The organism is Microbacterium sp. PM5 (assembly GCF_003293595.1).
Classification (GTDB): Bacteria; Actinomycetota; Actinomycetes; order Actinomycetales; family Microbacteriaceae; genus Microbacterium.
Genome location: NZ_CP022162.1, coordinates 2,205,187 through 2,228,442, shown reverse-complemented (window position 1 = coordinate 2,228,442; position 23,256 = coordinate 2,205,187). Strand labels below are relative to the sequence as shown.

The 23,256-nt window shown below is 68.8% G+C and carries 21 protein-coding genes; 15 read left to right on the top strand and 6 right to left on the bottom strand.

The annotated features are described in order from the left end of the window. Positions 1-94 precede the first annotated feature (94 nt). From CEP17_RS10770 to CEP17_RS10755, 5 genes are all read left to right on the top strand, one after another. On the top strand, positions 95-364 hold the full coding sequence (locus tag CEP17_RS10770) for a hypothetical protein (RefSeq protein ID WP_061681242.1): 270 nt from the start codon (positions 95-97) through the stop codon (positions 362-364). A 120-nt stretch (positions 365-484) separates the two neighbouring features. Then, complete coding sequence (purL, locus tag CEP17_RS10765) at positions 485-2,821, top strand: phosphoribosylformylglycinamidine synthase subunit PurL (RefSeq protein ID WP_112932228.1); 2,337 nt, start codon at positions 485-487, stop codon at positions 2,819-2,821. Positions 2,822-2,826: 5 nt separating this feature from the next. Further along, complete coding sequence (locus CEP17_RS15340; RefSeq protein ID WP_259457186.1) at positions 2,827-2,961, top strand: hypothetical protein; 135 nt, start codon at positions 2,827-2,829, stop codon at positions 2,959-2,961. A 162-nt stretch (positions 2,962-3,123) separates the two neighbouring features. After that, positions 3,124-4,083, top strand: a complete 960-nt coding sequence (locus CEP17_RS10760) for a hypothetical protein (RefSeq protein ID WP_112932227.1) — start codon at positions 3,124-3,126, stop codon at positions 4,081-4,083. Positions 4,084-4,092: 9 nt separating this feature from the next. Continuing rightward, positions 4,093-4,854, top strand: a complete 762-nt coding sequence (locus tag CEP17_RS10755; protein ID WP_112932226.1) for a hypothetical protein — start codon at positions 4,093-4,095, stop codon at positions 4,852-4,854. A gap of 9 nt (positions 4,855-4,863) precedes the next feature. Here CEP17_RS10755 and CEP17_RS10750 read toward each other — a convergent pair whose 3' ends face one another. Genes CEP17_RS10750 through CEP17_RS10740 form a run of 3 tightly spaced genes read right to left on the bottom strand, consistent with a single transcriptional unit; the run spans position 4,864 to position 7,993 of the window. Next, positions 4,864-5,754, bottom strand: coding sequence for a glycine betaine ABC transporter substrate-binding protein (locus CEP17_RS10750; RefSeq protein ID WP_036319332.1), 891 nt, complete (start codon positions 5,752-5,754; stop codon positions 4,864-4,866). After that, entirely contained in the window at positions 5,751-6,707 is a 957-nt protein-coding gene (locus CEP17_RS10745) for an ABC transporter permease subunit (protein WP_036319335.1), read from the bottom strand. Before CEP17_RS10745 ends, CEP17_RS10750 begins: the two co-directional genes overlap by 4 nt. After that, positions 6,707-7,993, bottom strand: a complete 1,287-nt coding sequence (locus tag CEP17_RS10740) for a glycine betaine/L-proline ABC transporter ATP-binding protein (RefSeq protein WP_112932225.1) — start codon at positions 7,991-7,993, stop codon at positions 6,707-6,709. Before CEP17_RS10740 ends, CEP17_RS10745 begins: the two co-directional genes overlap by 1 nt. A gap of 357 nt (positions 7,994-8,350) precedes the next feature. Between CEP17_RS10740 and CEP17_RS10735 the strand changes: the two genes are divergently transcribed. From CEP17_RS10735 to CEP17_RS10725, 3 genes are read left to right on the top strand one after another with little or no spacing between them, the layout of a single operon-like run. Beyond that, positions 8,351-8,743 (top strand): GntR family transcriptional regulator, encoded by a 393-nt coding sequence (locus tag CEP17_RS10735; RefSeq protein ID WP_036319338.1) that lies wholly within the window; start codon positions 8,351-8,353, stop codon positions 8,741-8,743. Beyond that, positions 8,740-9,666, top strand: coding sequence for an ABC transporter ATP-binding protein (locus CEP17_RS10730; protein WP_036319341.1), 927 nt, complete (start codon positions 8,740-8,742; stop codon positions 9,664-9,666). The genes CEP17_RS10735 and CEP17_RS10730 overlap by 4 nt, the downstream gene beginning before the upstream one ends. Further along, positions 9,663-10,349: a hypothetical protein gene (locus CEP17_RS10725; protein ID WP_112932224.1), complete on the top strand. Its 687-nt coding sequence runs from the start codon at positions 9,663-9,665 to the stop codon at positions 10,347-10,349. Before CEP17_RS10730 ends, CEP17_RS10725 begins: the two co-directional genes overlap by 4 nt. Positions 10,350-10,379: 30 nt before the next feature. On the opposite strand, the gene CEP17_RS10720 is transcribed toward CEP17_RS10725, so the two are convergent. Then, a complete protein-coding gene (locus CEP17_RS10720) occupies positions 10,380-10,670 on the bottom strand; it encodes a chorismate mutase (RefSeq protein ID WP_036288797.1) in 291 nt (96 codons plus the stop codon). 72 nt (positions 10,671-10,742) lie between these two features. Between CEP17_RS10720 and CEP17_RS10715 the strand changes: the two genes are divergently transcribed. From CEP17_RS10715 to CEP17_RS10685, 7 genes are all read left to right on the top strand, one after another. Further along, positions 10,743-11,933, top strand: a complete 1,191-nt coding sequence (locus tag CEP17_RS10715) for an AI-2E family transporter (protein ID WP_112932223.1) — start codon at positions 10,743-10,745, stop codon at positions 11,931-11,933. Between the two features lie 109 nt (positions 11,934-12,042). Then, entirely contained in the window at positions 12,043-14,880 is a 2,838-nt protein-coding gene (locus CEP17_RS10710) for a discoidin domain-containing protein (RefSeq protein WP_112932222.1), read from the top strand. A 188-nt stretch (positions 14,881-15,068) separates the two neighbouring features. Next, on the top strand, positions 15,069-16,316 hold the full coding sequence (locus tag CEP17_RS10705; protein WP_239498510.1) for an extracellular solute-binding protein: 1,248 nt from the start codon (positions 15,069-15,071) through the stop codon (positions 16,314-16,316). 16 nt (positions 16,317-16,332) lie between these two features. Beyond that, positions 16,333-17,247 (top strand): sugar ABC transporter permease, encoded by a 915-nt coding sequence (locus tag CEP17_RS10700; RefSeq protein ID WP_239498509.1) that lies wholly within the window; start codon positions 16,333-16,335, stop codon positions 17,245-17,247. Further along, positions 17,234-18,133 (top strand): carbohydrate ABC transporter permease, encoded by a 900-nt coding sequence (locus CEP17_RS10695; protein ID WP_112932219.1) that lies wholly within the window; start codon positions 17,234-17,236, stop codon positions 18,131-18,133. The genes CEP17_RS10700 and CEP17_RS10695 overlap by 14 nt, the downstream gene beginning before the upstream one ends. A 23-nt stretch (positions 18,134-18,156) precedes the next feature. Continuing rightward, the gene (locus tag CEP17_RS10690; RefSeq protein WP_112932218.1) at positions 18,157-19,593 is read left to right on the top strand and encodes a cellulase family glycosylhydrolase; all 1,437 of its coding nucleotides are present in this window, start codon (positions 18,157-18,159) and stop codon (positions 19,591-19,593) included. A gap of 17 nt (positions 19,594-19,610) precedes the next feature. After that, positions 19,611-20,840: an ROK family transcriptional regulator gene (locus CEP17_RS10685; RefSeq protein WP_112932217.1), complete on the top strand. Its 1,230-nt coding sequence runs from the start codon at positions 19,611-19,613 to the stop codon at positions 20,838-20,840. Positions 20,841-20,850: 10 nt separating this feature from the next. Here CEP17_RS10685 and CEP17_RS10680 read toward each other — a convergent pair whose 3' ends face one another. Both CEP17_RS10680 and CEP17_RS10675 read right to left on the bottom strand, forming a co-directional pair. After that, positions 20,851-21,891, bottom strand: coding sequence for a beta-propeller fold lactonase family protein (locus CEP17_RS10680; protein WP_112932216.1), 1,041 nt, complete (start codon positions 21,889-21,891; stop codon positions 20,851-20,853). Between the two features lies 1 nt (position 21,892). Next, positions 21,893-23,179, bottom strand: coding sequence for an adenylosuccinate synthase (locus CEP17_RS10675; protein WP_036286848.1), 1,287 nt, complete (start codon positions 23,177-23,179; stop codon positions 21,893-21,895). Positions 23,180-23,256 lie beyond the last annotated feature (77 nt).

The window sequence follows — 23,256 nt, the reverse complement described above, 5'->3', positions numbered from 1 at the left end:
GTCGCGGCGACGACATCCACGACCCCTCCTGTCAACCCCCGTGCGTCGCCGCCGACGGCAGCGAACAGTGGAGTTCATGACGAAGGAGGACGACATGACCACCCCGCAGACATCCCCCGACACGACGCCTGGCGTCGGGACCGAAGACGCCCCCGCCGCGACCGAGCCCGATACCGAGGAGCTGACCGAGCCGAGCACGGAGAAGGATCCCGGCGAAGAGCCGTTGGCGCCGCACCCGGACGAGCCGCTCGCCCCGAACCCCGACGAGCCGCTGGCCCCGAACCCGATCGAACCCACGCTGCCGCAGGCGGAAGAACCCAGCCATCACGCCGTGGGCATCGGCGTGATCGACGACGAGGCCTGACCGGGCCCGTCCCGGCCTCCTCCATCTCACCGCGGGTGGCGGAGCTCGGGGCCGCCCGGTCGACGGCGGCCCGGCTAGACTGAGGCCGTCCCCGGCACCCGAGTCTTGGAGTCCCGCCGCGTGAGCACCCCCGCATCCGACAGCAAGGTCGCAGACACTGTCGAGAACGCCGTCCAGACGCCGGAGAAGGAGCAGCCGTACGCGGCACTCGGACTCAAGAGCGACGAGTACGCGCAGATCAAGGAGATCCTCGGCCGCCGTCCCACCAGCGGCGAGCTGGCGATGTACTCGGTGATGTGGAGCGAGCACTGCTCCTACAAGTCGTCGAAGATCTATCTGCGCCGCTTCGGCCAGAAGGTCTCGGAGGAGATGAAGGCCCGCCTCATGGTCGGCATGGGCCAGAATGCGGGCGTCGTGGACGTCGGCGAGGGCTGGGCTGTCACGTTCAAGGTCGAGAGCCACAACCACCCCAGCTACATCGAGCCCTTCCAGGGCGCGGCGACCGGCGTGGGCGGCATCGTCCGCGACATCATCTCGATGGGTGCGCGCCCGGTGGCCGTCATGGACCAGCTGCGCTTCGGCGCCATCGACAACCCCGACACCGCCCGCGTCGTGCACGGCGTCGTCAGCGGCATCAGCTTCTACGCGAACTGCCTGGGCCTGCCGAACATCGGCGGCGAGACGGTGTTCGACGCCGTCTACCAGGGCAACCCGCTGGTGAACGCCCTCGCGGTCGGCGTCATGCGCCACGAAGACATCAAGCTCGCCAACGCCACCGGCGCCGGCAACAAGGTCGTGCTCTTCGGAGCGCGTACCGGCGGCGACGGCATCGGCGGCGCGTCGATCCTCGCCTCCGACACCTTCGCCGACGGCGGCCCCACGAAGCGTCCCGCGGTGCAGGTGGGCGACCCGTTCGCCGAGAAGGTGCTCATCGAGTGCTGCTTGGAGCTCTACCGCGACGAACTCGTCGAGGCGATCCAGGACCTCGGCGCCGCGGGCATCTCCTGCGCGACGAGCGAGCTGGCCGCCAACGGCGGCTCGGGCATGCGCGTCGACCTCGAGAACGTGCTGCTGCGCGACCCCACGCTCACGCCGGAGGAGATCCTCATGAGCGAGAGCCAGGAGCGCATGATGGCGATCGTCGCGCCCGAGAAGCTCGACGCGTTCCTCGCCGTCACCGGCAAGTGGGATGTCGAGACGAGCGTCCTCGGCGAGGTGACCGGCGACGGCCGGCTGCAGATCTTCTGGCACGGCGAGCAGATCGTCGACGTCGACCCCTCGACCGTGGCCGTCGACGGCCCCGTCTACGAGCGCCCCGTCGCCTACCCGACATGGATCGACGCCCTGCGCGACGACTCGGCATCGGCCCTGCCCCGTACCGATGACGCCGAGACGCTGAAGGCGCAGTTCCTCGACCTGCTCGGCAGCCCGAACCTCGCCGACACCAGCTGGGTGACCAACCAGTACGACTACTACGTCATGGGAAACACCGCCCTCAGCTTCCCCGACGACGCCGGCATGATCCGCGTCGACGAGGAGAGCGGCCTCGGCTTCGCCATCGCCACCGACTGCAACGGGCGCTTCTGCCAGCTCGACCCCTACGCGGGCGCGCAGCTGGCCCTCGCCGAGGCGTACCGTAACGTCGCCGTCACGGGTGCGGTGCCCACCGCCGTCACCGACTGCCTCAACTTCGGCAGCCCGGAGAACCCCGAGGTCATGTGGCAGTTCGGTCAGGCCGTCGACGGTCTCGCCGACGCGTGCCTCGAGCTGGGCGTGCCGGTCACCGGCGGCAACGTCAGCTTCTACAACCAGACCGGCGACACCCCGATCTTCCCGACGCCGGTCGTCGGCGTTCTGGGCATCATCGACGACGTCGCCCGTCGCATTCCGAGCGGCTGGCAGGATGCCGGCGAGAACATCTACCTGCTGGGCGTCACGGCCACCGAGCTGAGCGGCTCGGCGTGGGCAGAGACCGTGCACGGCCACCTCGGCGGACGCCCGCCGGCGGTCGACCTCGCCCAGGAGAAGCGTCTCGCGGAGCTCATCCACGCGGCATCCCAGCAGGAGCTGGTCTCCAGCGCCCACGACCTCTCGTCGGGCGGGCTCGCCCAGGCCCTGGCCGAGGCGGTGACGCGCTTCGGCGTCGGCGCCCGCGTCTGGCTGCGAGAGATCATGGAGCGCGACGGTGTGGATGCCGCAACCGCCCTGTTCAGCGAGTCCACCGGCCGCGTCATCGTCTCGGTGCCGCGCGAGGAGGACGTGAAGTTCCGCGGGCTGTGCGAGGGTCGGGGCTACCCCGTGCTGCGCATCGGCGTCACCGACGCGGCAACGGACGCGGCCGAGAACGCCCTGGAGGTGCAGGACGTGTTCACCCTGACCGTCTCCGAGCTGCGCGCGCGGTCGCAGGCGACACTGCCGGCCGCGTTCGGGCCGACGGTGGTCGAGCCCGTAGGCTGAGCCGCATGAGCGAGCAGGACGAGTACGAGGGCATGAACGAGGCGCGCACGCGCCGCACCCGCATCATCGCCTGGGTCACGATCGTCGCCCTCATCCTCGTGGGCGGCGGCGCGACGGTGCTCGCGTTGCTCTTCGGCTGAGCCACGCCACCAACTCCGCAGGAACGCACGTACTCCGCAGCGCAACGCCTGCGCACGTGCGGAGTTCGTCACCATCTGCGGAGTTCGTCACGGCTCACCCGGGCGGATGCCGCGGCATCCCTCTCTGCGAGCGCTCCCAGGCGGCCTGGCTAGGCTGAGGGCGTGGATCCGCTCTGGGCGACAATCGCCGAGTTCTGGTGGATCGGACCGGCGACAATCGGTACCGGCACCCTCGGCTGGCTCGGCCTGCGCCGCGAACGGCGCGAGCGCCGCCGGCGCATCGAGCTGGACGCGGCCCGACTCGAGCTGCGCACCGCGAAGCGCGATGCGGCGACAGCCCGTGCCGCGGTGCGGGTGGCGCGCGCAGAGCTCGATCGGCTGCAGGCTGAGCGCACCACCGGTCGGGCGAGCGCGGCAGAGGTCGCCGCGGCCCGTCGGGAGCTGGATCGCGCCACCGACGAGGTCCGCGTGGCGGCCGCGACGGCCCGCTCGCGGCGTGCACACGTGTCGGCCGCTCGTGCGGCACTGCCGCCGGTGGGAGACGACGCGCACCTGCCACTCGCGCGCGTGATGAGCGCACACGACGAGATCATCGCGCGGTGGATGACGTACGAGACCGATCCGGCACGGCTCATCGCCTTCCCGGCGATGACCGATGCGCGCCAGCCCGCCACCGCCGCCTTCCTCGCCGCCGATCAGGTGGCGCGCCAGCACCGCCCCGCCACGGCGCACGCCCGTGTCGCACCCGCTCGCTTCACCGCGTACCGCGACGCGGTGGCGGCAGCCGGGCGCGCCTTCGCCGTGGCCGAGGCCGAGGCCTGGCGGCAGGCGCGCACGGCGGGTGACGCACCCGCACGCCCCCAACCCGGAGATCCGGATGCCGCGAGCACCGGTGCCCCGGTGCGGGACCAGTGGACGATCATCGCGCACAGCCTGACGCAGACCGCGCTCGCGCGCGGCACCGAAGCGCTGGCCCGCGTGGTGGCGGCGCGCACGTCGCCGGCGACGCGCCCCACGGCATCCTCGGGCACGGCGACCGGAGCCGGCGCCGCGGGCGGTCCGGATGCCGACGGTGATGACGGCCGTCGCGTGTGGCCCGTCCCCGCGCGCCCGCGCGCGTAAGGTAAGCCCGTGGATCACTTCTGGACCTTCGCCGGCAGCTACTGGTGGCTGGTGTTTCCCCTTCTCGGCGTCGCCGGCGGCGTCGTGCGTCGCTGGGACGTGCTGGCGCAGCGCCGTCACGCGCGCCGGCTCGAGGTCATGCGGGCGAAGGCCGAACTGAAGTCCGTCACCGCGTCCACACGGGTCAGCCGCGCCGGCGAACCACAACCGATCACGAAGCCGTCACCGCTGCCCGACCAGCTCGAGAAACTGTTCGCGGTGCACGACGACGTCACCGCGCGCTGGCTGGAGTACGAGCTCGACGTCGCTCGCATGATCGCATTTCCCACCATGAGCGACGGGCGGCAGCCCCTGACCGCCGCGTTCCTGCGCGCCAAGAAGATCGCCGACCGGCTGCGCCCGGCGTCGGCGGATGCGCGGGTCAGCGCGGAACAGGTCGCCGAGTACCGCGGCGCCGTCACCGATTACGAGGTCGCGTTCGATCTCGCAGAGCGTGACGCCCGGCGCGTGCGTGACTCCCAGTTCAGCGATGCCGAGCGCAAGCGTCTGGCCACGGCGCAACAGCTGCTGGCCGTCGCGCTCGACCAGTCCGCGACCCCGGCGGAGCGTCAGGTCGCCTATCGCCGGGTGCGGGAGGAGGTCGACGGTCTGCTGGCGCTCTCCGACGAGGCCGTCGAGCGTCTCGAGACCAAGGTCGCCCTGCAGCTCGAGCGTCCGCAGCCGACCCCCGACGACGAACGGGGCCCGGCAGACGCCGGACCCCGTTCCTGACCGCGATCGTCAGGACGTGAGGCTGTCGACCCACTCCTGGTTCTCGGCGATCCACTTCTTGATCACCGGCGCGTAGTCGTCACCGCTGTACTCGTTGAACATCGCGTTCTCGAGCGAGGCGAGCGTGTCGGTGGGCATCGTGAAGTTCGAGATCCAGCCGTGCACCTCGGGGTGGTCCTTCGCGAACGAGCTCGCCGCCACCGAGTGGATGCTCTCGGCATCCCCCAGCAGACCCTTCGGGTCGGCGAGGTCCTTCACCGGGAACGCGTTGTACGCCCAGTGCGGCCGCCACAGCGTCACCGCGATGTTCTGCCCGGCATCCGTCGCCTTCTTGAGCTCGGCGAGCATGGCCGGCGTAGACGACTCCACGAGTTCCATCCCCTCGAGCCCGTAGCCGGGAACGACATCGTCGCCGGTGATGCGCATGAGCCCCGAGCCCGGTTCGATGCCGACGATGCGACCGCCGAACTGGTCGGATGCCGCGGCCAGCTGATCGAGCGAGTCGATCGGCGCGTCGGCGTTGACGGCGACGGTGAGTCGCGCGTCGTCGTTCCAGGCCCCGAGGTCGTCGACCTTGTCGCCGTAGCGCTCCATGTAGTCGGCGTGCGTGGTGGGCAGCCAGGTGTCCAGCACGAGGTCGAAGTCGCCGCGAGCGAGGCCCTGGTAGACGGGCGCGACGTCGGCGAACGTGAGCTTCACGTCATAGCCCTTGTCCTCGAGGATCGACTGCCACAGGTACGACGCGGCGATGCCCTCGTCCCACCCGTTGAACACGGCGATCTCGATCGACTTCGCGTCGGAACCGCCCGCGCCTCCCGTGCCGCCGGCACAGCCGCTCAGGGTGAGCGCTGCGGCGGCGCTCAGGGCAATACCGCCCAGGATGCTCTTGGTCTTGTTCATGCTGACGTCCTCTCCATCCGCGTGCTGTCCGCGGATCGGTCGGTGTCAGCCGCGGACTCTCCGCGGCTGGGGCGGGCCGTCGACCCGCCGTTGCGGGTGCGGCGAACCGCGCCCGCCCGGCGCGGGGCACGAGGCCGGCCCAGCGCCGAAGTCAGACGGTCGAGGATCATCGCGATCATGACGACCGACAGGCCGGCTTCGAAGCCCAGGCCCACGTTGATGCGCCCGATGGCGCGAACGATCTCGCCGCCGAGTCCGCCGGCGCCGACCATGCCCGCGATGACGACCATCGAGAGACTCAGCATGATCACCTGGTTGACGCCGGCCATGATCGACGGCAGCGCCAGCGGGATCTGAATCTGCCGCAGCACACGCGCCGGCGAAGCCCCGAACGCGTACCCCGCCTCGACGACCTCGCTGTCGACGCCCCGGATGCCGAGTTCGGTCAGCCGCACGCCGGGGGCGATCGCGAAGAGGATCGTCGCGATCATGCCCGGCACCGCCCCGACGCCGAAGAAGATGATCGCGGGGATGAGGTAGACGAAGGCGGGCATCGTCTGCAGGAAGTCGAGCACGGGGCGCACGATGCGCGAGACGGCGTCGCTGCGGGCGGCCCAGATGCCGACGGGGATCGCGATCACGATCGCGACGAGCGCCGCGACGATGACCAGGGCGAGGGTGTCCATCGCGTTGTCCCACTGATCGACGCCCACGATCACGAGCAGGCCGAGGGCGGTGCCCAGCGCCAGGCGCCAGCCGCTCACGGCGAACGCCGCCGCGGCGAGCACGACGATCAGCAGCCAGAACGGCGGCGCCATGAGCACGGCGTCCACCGCGTCGTAGACGGCGCCCAGAACGAGCGCCACCGCGTCGAACAGTCCGCGCAGCGCGTCGCCGACGACATCGACGACCGTCTCGGCCCACTGGCCCACCGGAATGCGGAACCCGTCCATCAGCGCTCTCCCTCCGTCGCGGCATCCACCAGCGGCGTGAACTCGGCCACCATCTCCAGCGGGGTCTGCACGACCGCCATCTCGCGCGTCGTCGCCGGAACGTTGCCGAGAGCGGCGAGCAGTGTGATGCGCGGGATGACTCCACGCAGGCGTCCCTGATCGTCGACGACGGCCAGGGGAACGGACGCCTCCACGGCGGTCTCGACGATGTCGGTGAGCAGGTCGTCGGGACCGACCGTCGGCACGTAGGTGTCGACGATGCGCCGCAGGTCGCTCTCGCCCGACTTCACCGCTCGGATCACCGCCCGGTCGGTGACCACGCCCACGAGCCGGCGGTTCTCGGTCGCGAACACGGCACCGGCCTGGTTCTCACGCATCGTGCGCAGTGCCCCGCGCACGCCCGCCGTGATCGGCGTCGACAGCGACGGCGGCTCCATGACGGCGGATGCCGTGAGCACGCGCGCCCGGTCGACGTCCTGAACGAACTGCGCCACGTAGTCGTTGGCGGGGTCGGTCAGGATCTCTTCCGGTGTGCCGTTCTGCACGATGCGACCGTCACGCATCACGGCGATGCGGTCGCCGAGGAACATCGCCTCGTTGAGGTCGTGCGTGATGAACACGATCGTGCGGCCGAGCTCGCGCTGCAGCTCCACCAGCTGCTCCTGCATCTCGCGGCGGATGAGCGGGTCGAGCGCCGAGAAGGCCTCGTCCATCAGCAGGATGTCGGTGCCGGCCGTCAGGGCGCGCGCGATGCCGACCCGCTGACGCATGCCGCCGGAGAGCTGGTCGGGAAGCGCATCGGCGCGATCGCCGAGGCCCACGCGCTCGAGGATGTCACGCGCACGTTCGCGGCGCTCGGTCTTGCCGACGCCCTGGATCTCCAGCGCGTACGCCGCGTTGTCGAGCACGCTCAGGTGCGGCAGCAGGGCGAAGTGCTGGAAGACCATCGACACCGACTCGCGGCGGATGGTGCGCAGCTGTGCCGGCGAGGCCGTGGTGACGTTGCGGCCGGCGATGGTCACCTCGCCGGCGGTGGGGGTCAGCAGGCCGTTGAGCATGCGGATGATCGTGGACTTGCCCGAGCCGGACAACCCCATGATGACGAAGATCTCGCCACGGTTCACCGTGAAGCTCGCGTCCACCACGGCCGCGGTGCCGGCATCGGCCACGTCGGCGCGGGAGTGACCCGCGCGCAGGCGCGCCACGGCATCCTTCGGATCACGCCCGAAGACTTTGAACAGATGCCGCGCCTCCAACAGGGGCGCAGCGGAAACAGCGTCGGTCACAGAACACCTCGGCAGCCCGGTGCACAGGCTGCATCGGTCACGCCCGGGTGACGGCCACTCGCGCTCGGGCAGAGCGCTCGGCACCGGACATCGGATCCGGGCACAGGCCGCCGACCTTACGTCCGCCGGTGCCAACGGGCACGACAGCGGTCGCGGACTGGTCTGGGGTCGACCCCGCGTGGGGGCCGCCACCACCGTTTCATCCGGGTGAATGCGCACGCAAATTGGACGCGACGCCGACTTCTCGCTATCGCGCGCACGCGAAGGCGGAGGCGCTCCGGCAGCGCTTGACGTCGCTAGCGTTATGTGGTTACTTAGTCAAGTAACTAACCAATTCACTGGATGCCGGGAGGCCACGTGATCGATGAGGGACGAGCGCTCTTCGTGCAGATCGCCGAGAGCGTCGAGGACTCCATCGTGGACGGGAGCCTTCCCGAAGACACACGCGCGCCGTCGACCAACGAACTGGCGGCGTTCTACCGCATCAACCCGGCCACGGCCGCGAAAGGAGTGAACATGCTCGTGGAAAAGGGCGTGCTCGTCAAGCGCCGTGGAATCGGCATGTTCGTGGCCGTCGGCGCCCGCGAGAGCCTGCGGGCCGAGCGGCGTGCCGCCTTCGCCGCCCGGTTCATCGAGCCTCTGCTCGCAGAAGCTCACACGCTCGGCCTCAGTGCCGACGAACTCGCCACGATGGTCCGCGACCGCGCGGCCGCCCACATCACATCGACCACGGAAGGAGGCGCCCGATGACCGTCGTCCAGGTGACCGATCTCGTCAAGCGCTATAGGAACGCCGCCGCCCTGGATGGGGTGTCGCTGACGCTCGAAGCCAATGTCATCTACGGCCTGCTGGGCCGCAACGGCGCCGGCAAGACAACCCTGATGTCGATCCTGACCGCCCAGAACTTCGCGACGAGCGGCGAGGTCAGCGTCTTCGGCGAGAACCCGTACGAGAACAGCCGCGTGCTGGGCCGGATCTGCTTCGTGCGCGAGAGTCAGCGCTATCCCGACGACGCCCGACCCGTCCACGCCTTCCGGATGGCGGCGATGTTCTTCCCGCACTGGAACCAGGATCTCGCGGACGAGCTCATCGATGCGTTCCAGCTGCCCATGAAGACGCGGATCAAGAAGCTCTCCCGCGGGCAGCTGTCGGCGGTCGGTGTCATCATCGGACTCGCCTCGCGCGCCGAGCTGACGTTCTTCGACGAGCCCTACCTCGGACTGGATGCCGTCGCGCGCCAGATCTTCTACGACCGCCTCCTGGCCGACTACGCCGACCATCCCCGCACCATCGTGCTGTCCAGTCACCTCATCGACGAGGTCGCCGACCTCATCGAACGGGTGATCGTCATCGATCGCGGGCGCATCATCCTCGACGAGGAGACCGATGCCGTCCGCGGCCGGGCCTCGACGATCATCGGCGACGCCGTCGCCGTCGACGCCTTCACCGCGGGACGCGAGGTGCTGCACCGCGAGAGCCTCGGGCGCGTGGCCAGCGCGACGGTTCTCGGCGAACTCGGCATCCAGGACCGGGCGCAGCTCGCGGCATCCGGGCTCGAGGTGGGTGCGGTCTCTCTGCAGCAGCTGATCGTCCGCCTGACCCAGCACGATGCCGAATCCTCGGCCACGGCGAACGCCGCCGCAGCCACCACCGCCGAAGGAGCACGCCGATGAATCGGGTCTTCACCGTCACCCGGATGCAGTTCGTCAACAAGTACACGTTCGTGTGGCTGCCGCTGCTCATCCTCGTCGTCAGCCTCGTGCTCTCGATCGCGATCTTCGCGCTCATCCCCTACGGCGGGGCGAAGTACGGCGGCGGAAGCCAGGCTCCGATCTGGTATTTCTTCGGCCTGGGCATCATGTCGCTGAGCTACACCTTCCCGTTCTCGCAGGCCCTCAGCATCACGCGCCGGGAGTTCTTCTTCGGCACGATGCTCGCGGCACTGGTGACGGCCGTCCTGCTGGGCGCCGTCTTCGCCGTCGGCGGCGCGATCGAACGCGCCACGGGCGGATGGGGTGTCAACGGCTACTTCTTCTCGCTGGACTGGGTGTGGACCGCCGGCCCCGGGGGCGCCGGGCTCTTCTTCGCCGTAGTGGCGATGGTGCTCTTCGTGGCCGGGTTCTGGGGCGCGACGCTCTACCGCCGCTTCGGCGCTCTCGGGCTGACGCTCACGCTGTCGGGCGTGGGGGTGCTGCTGATCGCCGCCCTGTGGCTCGTCGGGCGGATGGATGCCTGGGCGACGGTGTGGACGTGGCTCGCCGACCTGGGGCCGATGGGGCTGACCGCGGTGCTGGCCGTGCTGACGTGCATCCTCGGTGCCGCGTCGTTCCTCACGCTGCGCCGCGCCATCCCCTGACGCATCGGGGCCGCCGGACGGGCGCCGGAATCAGTCGGCGGCCGCTGCGGCGGTGTGATGGCGGATGACCTCGGCGACGACGAAGTTGAACCACTTCTCGGCGAACTCGGGATCGAGGTCGGCCTCGAGAGCGAGGCGACGCAGACGCGCGATCTGCTGCTCTTCGCGAGCGGGGTCGGATGCCGGCATCCGATGCTCCGCTTTGAGCACCCCGACCTGCTGCGTGCAGCGGAAGCGTTCGGCGAGCATGAAGATCAGCGCCGCGTCGATGTTGTCGATGCTGGCACGCAGGCGCTGCAGGTGAACGGCGGCGTCGGTCATGGGCTTCCTCTCGTCCTCGCCGACATTACCGCCTCTCCCAGCGGCATCCGCTGACAGCCCTAGAGTGTGACCATGGCAGCAGCATCCAACGAGCCCCGCCCGCGTTCCCTCCGGCGTGGGGCGAAGACCGCGGCGGACTCCGACCGGGCGAGAACGACCGACGGTGCGGTGTCGTCCGAGGCTGCTGCGCATCGCCCGCACACGGGACGCGCGGTGTGGACGACCCTGAACCGCCCCTTCGTCGTGGGCTTCTTCCTGACGCTCGGCGGCCTGGTGGCGATCCTGCTGGGCATGGCCGTCACCAGCTTGGTCACGGTGTGGATCTACGTCGCCTTCGCCCTGTTCGTCGCTCTCGGACTCAACCCCGTCGTGCAGCGCCTGCAGCGGCACGGCGTCGGCAGAGCCTGGGCGATCGTGATCGTGTACTTCGCTCTGGCGCTGCTGCTCGTCGCCGTGCTGTGGCTCATCGTGCCCACGGTGGTGCGCCAGATCGCCCAGTTCATCACGGACGTCCCGACTCTCGTGACGTCGTTCCAGCAGACCGACCTCTACCACTGGGCACGTGATCAGTTCGGCGACCAGGTGCCCGCGATCGTCGCCGAGGTGCAGAAGTTCCTCACCGATCCGGGCCATCTGGCGGCGATCGGCGGGGGCGTGCTGCAGATCGGCATCTCCATCGGCACGACGATCTCCGGGATGATCATCATCATCGTGCTGAGCCTGTACTTCCTCGCGTCATTGCCGGAGATCAAGCAGGCGTTCTACCGCATGGTGCCCGCCCGCAGTCGCGCACTCACGGCCGATCTGACCGAGCAGATCACGGAGTCGGTCGGCGGCTACCTGGGCGGCATGGTCGTGCTCGCCTTCTTCAACGCGGTCGTGAGCTTCATCCTGTACACGGTTCTCGGCCTCCCCTTCCCCGCACTGATGGCGGTCGTCGCCTTCTGCCTCACGATCATTCCGCTCGTCGGAACCGTGCTGTTCTGGGGCATCGCCTCGGTGGTCGCCCTCTTCGCCAGCCCCCTGTCGGCGCTCATCTTCGCCGTCGCGTATCTGGTCTACATGCAGCTCGAGGCATACGTGCTCACGCCGAAGGTGATGAACAAGGCCATCGCGGTACCGGGAGCCCTCGTCGTGATCGGCGCGCTCGTCGGGGGGACGCTCATGGGCCTGCTCGGCGCGCTCGTCGCGATTCCCGTGACCGCCTCCATCCTGCTGATCATCAAGAAGGTCTTCATCCCCAAGCAGGACGCCGCACTCTGAGCCCGAGTAAGTGCTGGGCTTATTTTAAGGCCTTGACAAAGTAGACGTCGTCTCGCGATGCTGACCAGCGACGGAGCGCAGCCATGCTCCGCACTGATCAAGGAGGATCGTGAAACGACGTGTTCTCGCCGCGCTGGTGACAGCTGCGGCCGTGGCGGCCACTGCCGTCCTACCTGTGACGGCGGCGCATGCCGCCGCCCTCACCTCCGCCGACTTCCTCAAAGCCAGCGGCAACGTCCTGAAGAAATCGTCGGGGACCGGCGCCGCGGTGAACCTCCGCGGCACGAACATCGGCGGATGGCTCACCCAGGAGGACTGGATGTCGCCCCTCGGCGAGTTCGCCGCCGACCGCACCGGCTGGAGTGCAACCGCGTCCGCGGGAGCACCGGCCAACGCCCTCGACGGATCGGGAACCAGCCGGTGGACGACCGGCGCGAATCAGGCCGGCGGGGAGTGGATTCGTCTCGACCTGGGGGCGCCCACTCTCTTCAACCGGCTCACCATCGACAACACCGCCAACGCGGGCCAGTGGCCGCGAGCACTCAACATCGAGACATCGTCCAACGGCTCGACCTGGACCAGCGTGGCGACCCAGCCCGGCACGGATGGTCTCACGACGGTGAAGTTCGCCCCGCAGGTCGCGCGTTACGTGCGGGTGACACAGACCGGCGCCGCGGCCGCTCCGTGGTCGGTCGGTGAGATCAACCTCTACAGCGACCCGGTCCTGTTCAACGGCACGCATACCGCGACGGCGACCTCCAACGCCCCCGGCACGAACGCCCAGATGACGCTCGACGGCAACGTCTCCACGGTGTGGCAGAGCGGTGCCCCGCAGGCGCCCGGGCAGTCGTTGACGATCGATCTCGGGCGCAACGTGGACATGGACAAGGTCCTGTTCGATGCGGGCGCGACCACCGCGAACGACTACCCGCGGGTCTACGACGTCTTCACGTCCTACGACAACGCGAACTGGACGAAGGTCGCGAGCGGCTACGGCGCGAATCGCGTCGTGCAGGCCGACTTCCAAGGGACCAAGAACGGTCGCTATCTTCGGATCACCTCGAACGGCACCTCGTCGCAGTGGTGGTCGGTGGCCGAGGTCGCGATCTCGAGCGGAACCTCCCTCGATCGCGGCGGATGGGTCGTCACCTCCTCGCTGGGCGCCTCCCCGTCGAACATGATCGACGGCACCACCTCGACGCGGTGGACCACCGGTGCGGCCCAGGCGCCGGGTCAGGCCGTCACCGTGGACATGGGCGCGCTCATCACGCTGAACAACGTCACGACCGACACCGCGAAGAACACCACCGACGAGGACGACTGGCCGCGCGGGTACACGCTCCAGCTCTCACGCGACGGGTCCTCCTGGAGCACTGTCGCAACCGGGGCGGGAACCAAGAAGGCGTCGACCATCGGGTTCACGGCGCAGGCAGCACGGTACTTCCGCCTCACCCAGACCGGCTCCGCAGGCAACTGGTGGTCGATCGGCGAGCTCACCGCCGGGCTCTACAACGACGACTACTCGCTGACGAACACGATGACCGCACGCTTCGGCGCGACGACGACCGCCTCGGTCGTCGGCACGCATCAGGACACATGGTTCACGGCGAACGACCTCGACGCGATCCAGGCCACGGGAATGAACTTCATCCGTGTGCCGATCGGGTGGAACGTGTTCCTCAATCTCGACGGCACCTGGAAGTCGAATCCGTGGTCGAAGATCGACTGGGTCGTGAACGAAGCCGCGGCGCGCGGAATCTATGTCCTCATCGACCTCCACACGGTGCCGGGCGGCGGCTGTCCGTGGGGCTCGTGCGGTCGCATCGGACCCAACCCCAACGGGTTCTGGGGCAGCGCGACCTATCAGAACTGGGTGGAGGACATCTGGAAGAAGATCGCGACGCGCTACAACGGCAATCCCGCGGTGGCCGGCTACGACCTCATCAACGAGCCCCTGATCGACTACAACGAAGACAGCGACGATGTGGCCCAGAAGAGCGACTACTACAACCGGCTGTACACCGCCGTACGTGCCATCGATGCGGACCACGCGATCTTCCTCGGCGCGTTCTTCGGCCTGGACAAGATCGCACCGCCGTCGACCTACGGGTGGACGAACGTCGTCTACGAATACCACCCGTACGACATGCCGAACTCGAAGGACTGGACGGCCCAGAACCAACTCGTCACGAACGAACTGGGCGGACTGGCTGCGAAGCTCTCGAATCCGGGGGTGCCGATCCTCTACGGCGAATACTCCCTGTACTACAACGACGACGTCTGGGCACGGTTCATGGCGGGACTCAACGCCTCGCAGGTGTCGTGGTCGAACTGGTCGTACAAGGTCAAGGGCTCGGCCGAGGACGGCTTCGCCTACTGGGGCATGTACTACGACGACCGCAAGCCGGTGCCGGTCATCAACAGTGACGATGCGGCGACCTTCCAGTCGAAGCTGTCGCAGTTCGCAACCGCCAACTTCACGCAGAACGCGCGGTTCGTCGCCACCATCGCCAAGTACGCCGGCGGCTTGTCGACGTTCGCCCCGTCCGCGGTGAGCCACACCGGCTGGACCGCGACGGCGTCCACGACGGCGGCGGGCAGCTCGCCGAGTGCGGGCATCGATGGCGCCAACGGCACATCGTGGAAGAGCGGCCAGGCCATGGCGGGCGGGGAGTGGTACCGCATCGACATGGGCTCGACCCGCACGGTCGCGATGGTCACGGTGCAGACCGACAGCTCGTCGACGTGGGACTATCCGCGCGGATTCACCGTCGAGACCTCCCTCGACGGCTCCTCTTGGACGACAGCCGCCACGGGCATCGCCTACGGATGGAAGCGTCCGATCTCGATCGCACCGGTCAGCGCGCGGTACATCCGCATCACCCAGACCGGCGTGGCGCCGCAGTGGTGGTCTATCGACGAGGTGACGGTCTATTCGTCGTACTGACGACGATCGGCGCAGGGGGTCGCGACGTGGCGGCCCCCTGCGCTCGTTTCGCCGCTCCGCCTCTTGCCAGACAATCGGACATACCTTAATCTAAGTCGTAGAGAAAGGACGAGGGAGTCTCTTCCCGTCCTCTCGCCGCCGAATCCCGATTCGACACCGCACCTCCTGCACCCCGAAAGGACCTCTCGATGAAGAGAATGCGCTGGCTCGCGCTGGGCACCGCCGCCCTGACGGCCGCCACCCTCGCCGGATGCTCGTCATCCGCACCCGCCGACGGCGGCACCGCCGCCAAGGAACTGACCGTCTGGGTCATGGGCGACAGCTCTGCCCACTTCGATGCGCTGGTCAAGCCGTTCGAAGACAAGACGGGAATCGACGTGAAGACCGTCGCCATCCCCTGGGACAGCGTCGACCAGAAGTTCACGACAGCGGTCGCTTCGGGCGACGGCCCCGACGTGCTGCAGATCGGACTCTCCAAGCTGCGCACCTATGCCGACAGCGGCGCACTGCTCACCCTCGACGACGCGGCACTGTCGGGTCACGAGAACCTCGCGGCATCCAACTTCGTCGACGGCGTCGCCGGAGATGCGACCGCCATCGGGGGCAAGGTCGTCTCCGTGCCGTGGGTGTCGGACACGCGCGTTCTCTTCTACCGCAGCGACATCCTCCAGGCAGCGGGTATCAGCACTCCGCCGGCGACCTGGGATCAGCTGCGCGCCGACGCGAAGACACTGGCCGGCCGCGGTGACGGCTCGTACGGTTACTACATCCCCCAATGGGACAGCGTACTGCCCGTGATCATGACGTGGGACCAGGGCGGCGACATCGTCGACAGCCAGGGCAAGATCGACTTCGATACGCCCGCGTTCGGTAAGGCGGTCGACCTGTACACCGGCCTCTACGCCGACAAGAGCGTGCCCACCAACAGCGACTTCGACCAGACGCAGGGCTTCATCACGGGAAGCACGCCGATGCTCGTCAGCGGTCCCTACCTTGCGGCCGCCATCTCGCAGTCGGCGCCGGAGCTGGCCGGGAAGTGGAACGTGACCACCGTGCCGTCCGGAGCGAAGGACACGTCGCTGCTCGCCGGGTCGAACCTCGGAGTCTGGGGCTCCACGAAGAACAAGGACGGCGCACTTCAGCTGCTCGATTACCTCTCGCAGCCCGACGTGCAGGTGAGCTGGTACCAGTCCGACGGGCAGCTGCCGACAGTGAAGAAGGCGCTCGCCGACAGCGCGCTGACCGGCGACCCCATGGTGTCGGTCTACACGAAGCAGCTCGCGTCCTCCCGCCTGCTGCCGCTCGTGCCGAACTGGGACGGTGAGACGGGCAAGGCGCTGCTCGACGCGCTCAACTCGATCGTGCTCACCGGCGCGAACCGCGACGACGCCCTGAAGACGCTGTTCACGACCACCGCCGGGACCCCCGCGAACTGAGCTCCGGGGGTGCGCGGTGACCCGATCACCGCGCACCCCCGGCCACGAGGCCATGAAGAACCGCATCGTCCCCTATACGTTCATCGCCCCGGCGATGCTCCTGCTCATCGTCTTCGGCATCCTGCCCATCGCCGTGGCGCTCCTCGTGAGCTTCACCGACATGAACCTCGCGGGCCTGGGAAACTGGTCGCGGATCCAGTTCATCGGCGGCGACAACTACACGGCGCTGTTCGCCGACCCCGACTTCTGGCAGGCCCTCGGCAACACCGCTCTGTTCGCGGTCGTCGGGGTACCCAGCGTGATCGTCCTCTCCCTGGCGATCGCGCTCGCGCTCAACAGGTCGCAAGGCCGCTTCTTCCGCGCGCTGCGCTCGTTCTACTTCGTCCCGGCCATCACCGCGATCGTGGCCGTGGCCCTCGTATGGGGCTACCTCTACAACACACAGTTCGGCCTGTTCAACTACCTGCTCTCGCTCGTCGGGCTGCCGCCGGTTCCCTGGCTCTCCGACCCCACGGTCGTGAAGTTCTCCGTCGGGCTGGTCGCCGTATGGCGCGGCCTCGGGCTGAACGTCATCATCTTCCTCGCGGCCCTGCAAGGCGTGCCGAAGGAGTACCTGGAGGCGGCGGCGATCGACGGCGCCTCGGGGCTGCGCCGCATCGTCTCGATCGTGCTCCCCCTGCTGCGCTTCGCCATCTTCTTCGTCACCATCACCACCGTCATCGCATGGCTGCAGTTCTTCGACGAACCCTTCGTGCTCACCAAGGGCGGACCTCTGGGCTCGTCGACGTCGATCGCGCTCTTCCTCTATCAGAAGGGCTTCTCGTCGAGTCAGTTCGGCTACGCCAGTGCGGGCTCGGTCGTCCTCGTCGCGATCATCGCGACGATCACCATCGTCCAGCTGCGCCTGAGGAGGTCCGATGTCGACCACTGAGCTCATCACCCGCGGCGGACGGGGCCTCGCGAAGACGTCGGACGCACGACGGGGCACCCGAGCCGGACGGCGCCGCGGCCGCACCGGCACCATCGTGATCGGCGCGCTGCTGACCGTCGGCGCGCTGATCACCGCGTTCCCGTTCCTGTGGATGATCTTCGCCTCCGTCAAGCCGCGCAGCGAGTCCGTCGCGTTCCCCCCGCAGCTGCTGCCGCGCAATCCGACGCTCGAGTACTTCATCCAGCTCTTCACCGAGCTGGACTTCGGGCGCTACCTCCTGAACACCCTGCTCATCGTCGTCATCTGCATGGTGGGTCTGCTGCTCATGGCGGCGGCCGGCTACGGCTTCGCCAAGTTCGCCTTTCCCGGCAGAGATGCCCTGTTCTTCCTGGTTCTGGTGACGATGATGATCCCCGGCCAGGTCACGATGATCCCGAGCTACCTCATCCTCAACGGGATGAAGCTCACGAACACGCTCATCGGCATCGCCCTGCCGATGCTGGTGTCGGGATTCGCCGTGTTCCTGTTCCGGCAGTTCATGGCGACGATCCCGACAGAGATCCTCGAGGCCGCACGGATGGACGGCGCGGGAGAGTGGCGCATCTTCTTCCGGATCATCCTGCCCATGTCGGGACCGATCCTGGCCGTGCAGGTGGTGCTCACCTTCATCGCGGGATGGAACAGCTTCCTGTGGCCGCTGATCATCGCCAATGACCAGGGGCTCTACACCCTCTCGGTGGGAATCTCGCTGCTCAATCAGCAGATCTCCACCAACCCGTCGCTGCAGATGGCGGCGTCGACGCTGATGGTCGTGCCCATCCTCATCGTCTTCGTCGTCTTCCAGCGCTACGTCGTCCAAGGCTTCGCCCTGTCCGGTCTGAAGTGAGCATCCGTCCCGTGAGGAACACCATGACACCACCCCGTCGCCCCCGCGGTTTCGTCCGCGCCGTCGGCACAGAGCTCGTCGACGACGAGGGACCGCTGCTCCTTCGCGGCGTGGGACTCGGCAATTGGCTGCTCGCGGAAGGGTACATGTGGCTTTTCGGCGACGAGCTGGCCTCTCCGCGCCAGATCGAAGCGCGGATCGCCGAGCTGGTCGGCACCGCGCGGGCGGCCGAGTTCTGGCGCCGGTTCCGGGACGAGTTCGTCACCGAGAGGGACTTCGCGCTCATCGCGCAGCTGGGGTTCGATCACGTCCGCTTACCTCTCAATGCGCGCGGCGTGATCGCCGATGACGGGAGCTTCCAAGAGGACGGCTTCGCACTGATCGCCCGGGCGGTCGAGTGGGCGGAGCGCCACGGTCTGCGGGTACTGATCGATCTGCACGGCGCTCCCGGCGGGCAGACCGGAACGAACATCGACGATTCGCCGCGCGGCATCCCGGAGCTGTTCATGGCGGAGCACTACCGCGCGCAGACGGTGGCGCTATGGCGCGAGATCGCCCGTCGCTTCCGCGACAGCGAGACCGTGCTCGGCTACGACCTCCTCAACGAACCGCTGCCGAACGAGTGGCAGCACCGCTACCAGGACGAGCTCGTCGATCTCTACCGCGAGCTGACCGCGGCGATCCGCGAGATCGACCCGAATCACCTGCTCATGTACGAAGGCAGCCACTGGGCGACCAACCCCGACCCGGTGCGGGTGCGCTTCGACGAGAACCAGGCCGTGCAGTTCCACCGCTACTGGTGCGCCCCCGACGAGACGAGCATCGCCGACTTCCTCCAGCTGCGGCGCGACGCGGGACTGCCGATCTACATGGGCGAAGGCGGCGAGAACACGCCCGGGTGGATCTACGCGGCGACGCGCCTCTACGAGCGCCACGGGATCGGATGGAACTTCTGGCCCTGGAAGAAGCTCGACACTCTCACCTCGCCGCTGTCCGCGCGCACCCCCGAAGGCTGGGAGCTGATCGCCGACCCGACGGCGCAGCTCGACCCCGACCACGCGTGGCGGATTCTGCGGGAGTTCCTGGCGGCCGTCGCCGTCGAGCGCTGCGACGTGCGCACGGCCGTTCTCGATGCACTGTTCGCGCGCCCCGCTCTGCAGCTGCCGGCGTGGGCCGGGGTGGGCGGCGAGGCGGAGACCTCGATCTCCGAGCAGGTGGCCGCCCCGCTGCCAGAGGGCCTCTGGCATCACACGGCGGGGGCGGCCTACGCTGCCGCCGAGTACGTTCCCGTGGAGATCACCCCCGGAGACCGCCTCGCGTTCGCGTTCTCGTCCCGCCCGGCATCCTGGCGGGTCGACGCCGACCGATCCCACGCCGTGACGGCGGACTGGCACGAGGGCAGCCTCCGACTCAGCGCCTCGGAGCGCGTGCGGGTGCGACGGCTCGAGGTGAGCATGTGACGGGCTATCGTCGAACCATGAGTGCACAGGCGCGGGGCGCCGCCTCCGCGGCGCCCGCCTCCGCGACCGTCACGACGCTGCGTCAGCAGAATCGTGCGGCCGCTCTGCGCTTCGTGCTGCAGCAGGGCGAGACGACCCGGGCCGATCTCGCGCGGCGTTGCGGATTCTCTGCGGCATCCGCCGCGAACATCACCTCCGAGCTCATCGATGACGGGTTGCTGGCCGAGGTCGGCTCGGTCTCCTCGCGCGGCGGACGACCGATCTCACTCATCGCGCCCCGCGCCGAAGGTGCCTACGCGATCGGCGTCGATGTCGGCGAGCGCGGCGTCGCCGTCGAGCTCTTCGACCTGTCGTTGACGATGGTCGACCGCGAGTTCCGCGGCGGAGGCCACGACGAGACCCCGCCGGACATCCACCGCGATCTCGTCGAAGCCATCGCCGCGTTGCGCATGCGCAATCAGGAGCGGTGGCCGCGTGTCCTCGGCATCGGGCTCGGGCTTCCGGGTGTGGTCGAGACCGGACCCGACGGTGCCCAGGTGCTCTACGCCCAGAGTCTCGGTTGGGAGCCGTGGCCGATCCCGCGCGACCTGGACGCGGATCTGCCCGTCTTCGCGGAGAACGGTGCCAAGACGCAGGCGCGGGCCGAGCTCTGGTACGGCGCCGCACGCGGAATCGACCATGCCGTCGTGGCCCTCCTCGGTCGCGGCGTCGGACTCGGCGTGATCAGCGACGGAGCCCTCGCGCACGGCGCGTTCAGCAGCGCCGGCGAGTGGGGTCACACGAAGATCGTGGTCGGCGGCGCGCGCTGCCGGTGCGGACAGAACGGCTGCGTCGAGGCCTACCTCGGCGCCGACGCGATCCTCGCCGAATGGCAGATCCGCGGCGGCTCCTTCGAGGGCTCGGGGTGGCAGGCGATCGGCGCGCTGCTGGCCGCGGCGGACAGCGACACGGACGCGCGCGCCGTCGTCGACGGGGTTGTGGAGGCGCTCGGCGCGGCGCTGGGAAGCGTCGTCAACCTGACCAACCCCGAACGCATCGTCGTCGGCGGATGGGTCGGGATGCGCTTGATGGAGCACGGATCCGCACGGATCGCCGATGCGGTGCGGCGCAACTGCCTGACGCGCCTGGGCACCCAGTTCGAGATCGTCCCGGCGTCCTTCGGCGGCGACACGGTCGCGCTCGGATCGGCGCTGATGCCCATCACGGCACTGATCGACACTCCCCGCAGCGAACTGTTCGCCGTCTGAGCCCCACGCCTCAGGATGCCGGGAGCAGACAGGTCGGCGAGGGGGCGTCGACACGGCGTCGCGCTCGCCCCGGCACCCCGGTGCGCTCGTTCAGCGTGAGCGCGGCGATCTCGTCGGAGTGCTGACCGGCGACGAGGAGGGTGTCGCGCACGACGACGTGATGCCGCGGCCCCTCCACGCCCGCGTCGACGAGCGCGACGGGACGCAGCTGCGCCCCGTCACCGCGCACCTCCACGACGGCGATCGTGTTCGAACCGCGCAGCCCCGCGTAGACGAAGCGGCCGTCACGCGAGAAGGCGAGCTCGGCCGCGGCGTCTCCGGCGAGCGTGCCCGGCGACAACGCCACGCCGGCGGCGACGCGCCACTGCCCGCTCGCGTCGGGCGCCAGCGCATAGAGCTCGTTCGACAGCTCGGTCACCACGAAGAGGTGCTCCGACGGATGCCATCGACTGTGGCGCGGCCCGGTCTGCCGCGGAAGCGCGACGTCGCGCGAGCCCTGCTCCCCCGTGCCCCGCCAGAAACGCACGAGATCGAGCCCGAGATCGGTCGTCGCCATCGTGTCGCGCGGCAGGAACCGCACGTGGTGCGCGCGCGACGGCCGCGGCTCCTGCGATATGCCGACCAGGGCATACGGGTCGGACGCGGCGGCGAGCACGCTCGGCTGGGACGGGCGTCCCTCGGCATCCAGCGACATGCGCACGAGGCGCCCATCACCCCAGCAGGCCGCGATCAATGCGTCGCCGGCGGGGGCGACGGCGAGATGGCAGACGGCATCGCCGGCCTCCACGGGAGCGCCGAGGGCGATGAAGCCCTCCTCGCCGGTGCGGCGATATGCCTGCACGACGCCGCGCCCCTCCAGCGCGGCGTAGACGACCGCACGCGTCGGATGCCACGCGATCCATGACGGCGACTCGGCACCGACGGCGACCTCCGCGCGCCGGGCGAGCTCTCCCCCGGCCGATCCATCATCGGGGTCTCCAGCCAGGAGCGTGCCGATGCCCTCCGCGCGACCGCCCATGTCGGCGGAATACCCGCCGAGGAAGAAGCGCACCTCAGTCGACGAGATCGTGGCGCACGATGACCGCGTCCCGGGCGGGACCCACACCGATCACCGAGATGCGCGTGCCGCTCATCGCTTCCAGAGCGAGCACGTACTCCTGCGCCGCGACGGGCAGGTCCTCGAAGCTCCGCGCGCCGGAGATGTCGTCCTGCCAGCCCGGGAAGTACTCGAAGATCGGTGTCGCGTGGTGGAAGTCGCTCTGGTTGACCGGCACCTCGTCGAACCGCTCGCCGTCGACGTCGTACGCGACGCACACGGGGATCTGCTCGAGCCCGGTGAGGATGTCGAGCTTGGTGAGCACGAGGTCGGTGATGCCGTTGATGCGGGTCGCGTAGCGCGTGATCGGCGCGTCGTACCAGCCCACGCGGCGGGGCCGACCCGTCGTCGTGCCGAACTCGAAGCCGCGCTTGCGGAGCCACTCGCCCTTGTCGTCGAACAGCTCGGTCGGGAAGGGTCCGGAACCGACGCGCGTCGTATAGGCCTTGACGATGCCGACGATGCGATCGAGGCGGTTGGGACCGACCCCCGACCCGGTCGACGCACCACCGGCGGTGGCAGAGGAGGAGGTCACGAACGGGTAGGTACCGTGGTCCACGTCGAGCATGGTGGCCTGGCCGCCCTCGAAGACGACGACGTCGCCGGCATCCAGGGCACGGCTGAGCAGCAGCCCCGTGTCGCAGACCATCGGGCGCAGGCGCTCGACGTAGGAGAGCAGATCGTCGACGACCTCGTCGACGGTGATCGCGCGGCGGTTGAAGACCTTCACCAACAGGTGATTCTTCTGATCGAGCGCGCCTTCGACCTTCTGGCGGAGGATGTTCTCGTCGAAGAGGTCCTGGATGCGGATGCCGACGCGGTTGATCTTGTCCGCGTACGTCGGGCCGATGCCGCGACCGGTCGTGCCGATCATGCGCTTGCCGAGGAAGCGCTCGGTGACCTTGTCGAGCGTGCGGTGGTACTGGGTGATGACATGCGCGTTCGCGCTGATCTTCAAGCGCGACGTGTCGAGGCCGCGGGCGTTGAGCGCCTCGAGCTCGGCGAAGAGCACTTCGAGGTCGACGACGACGCCGTTGCCGATGACGGCGTTGACGCCGGGGGACAGGATGCCGGAGGGCAAGAGGTGCAGTGCATACTTCTCATCGCCGATGACGACGGTGTGACCGGCGTTGTTGCCGCCGTTGAACTTGACGACCCAGTCGGTGCGCTCACCGAGCAGATCGGTGGCCTTGCCCTTGCCCTCGTCTCCCCACTGGACGCCGACGATCACGATTCCTGGCATGGACTGCTCCCCCGTTTTCGGCCTTCTGGCGCATATCGGACGGTTGCACCGGGAATGCCGGTACACCCCATCCTATC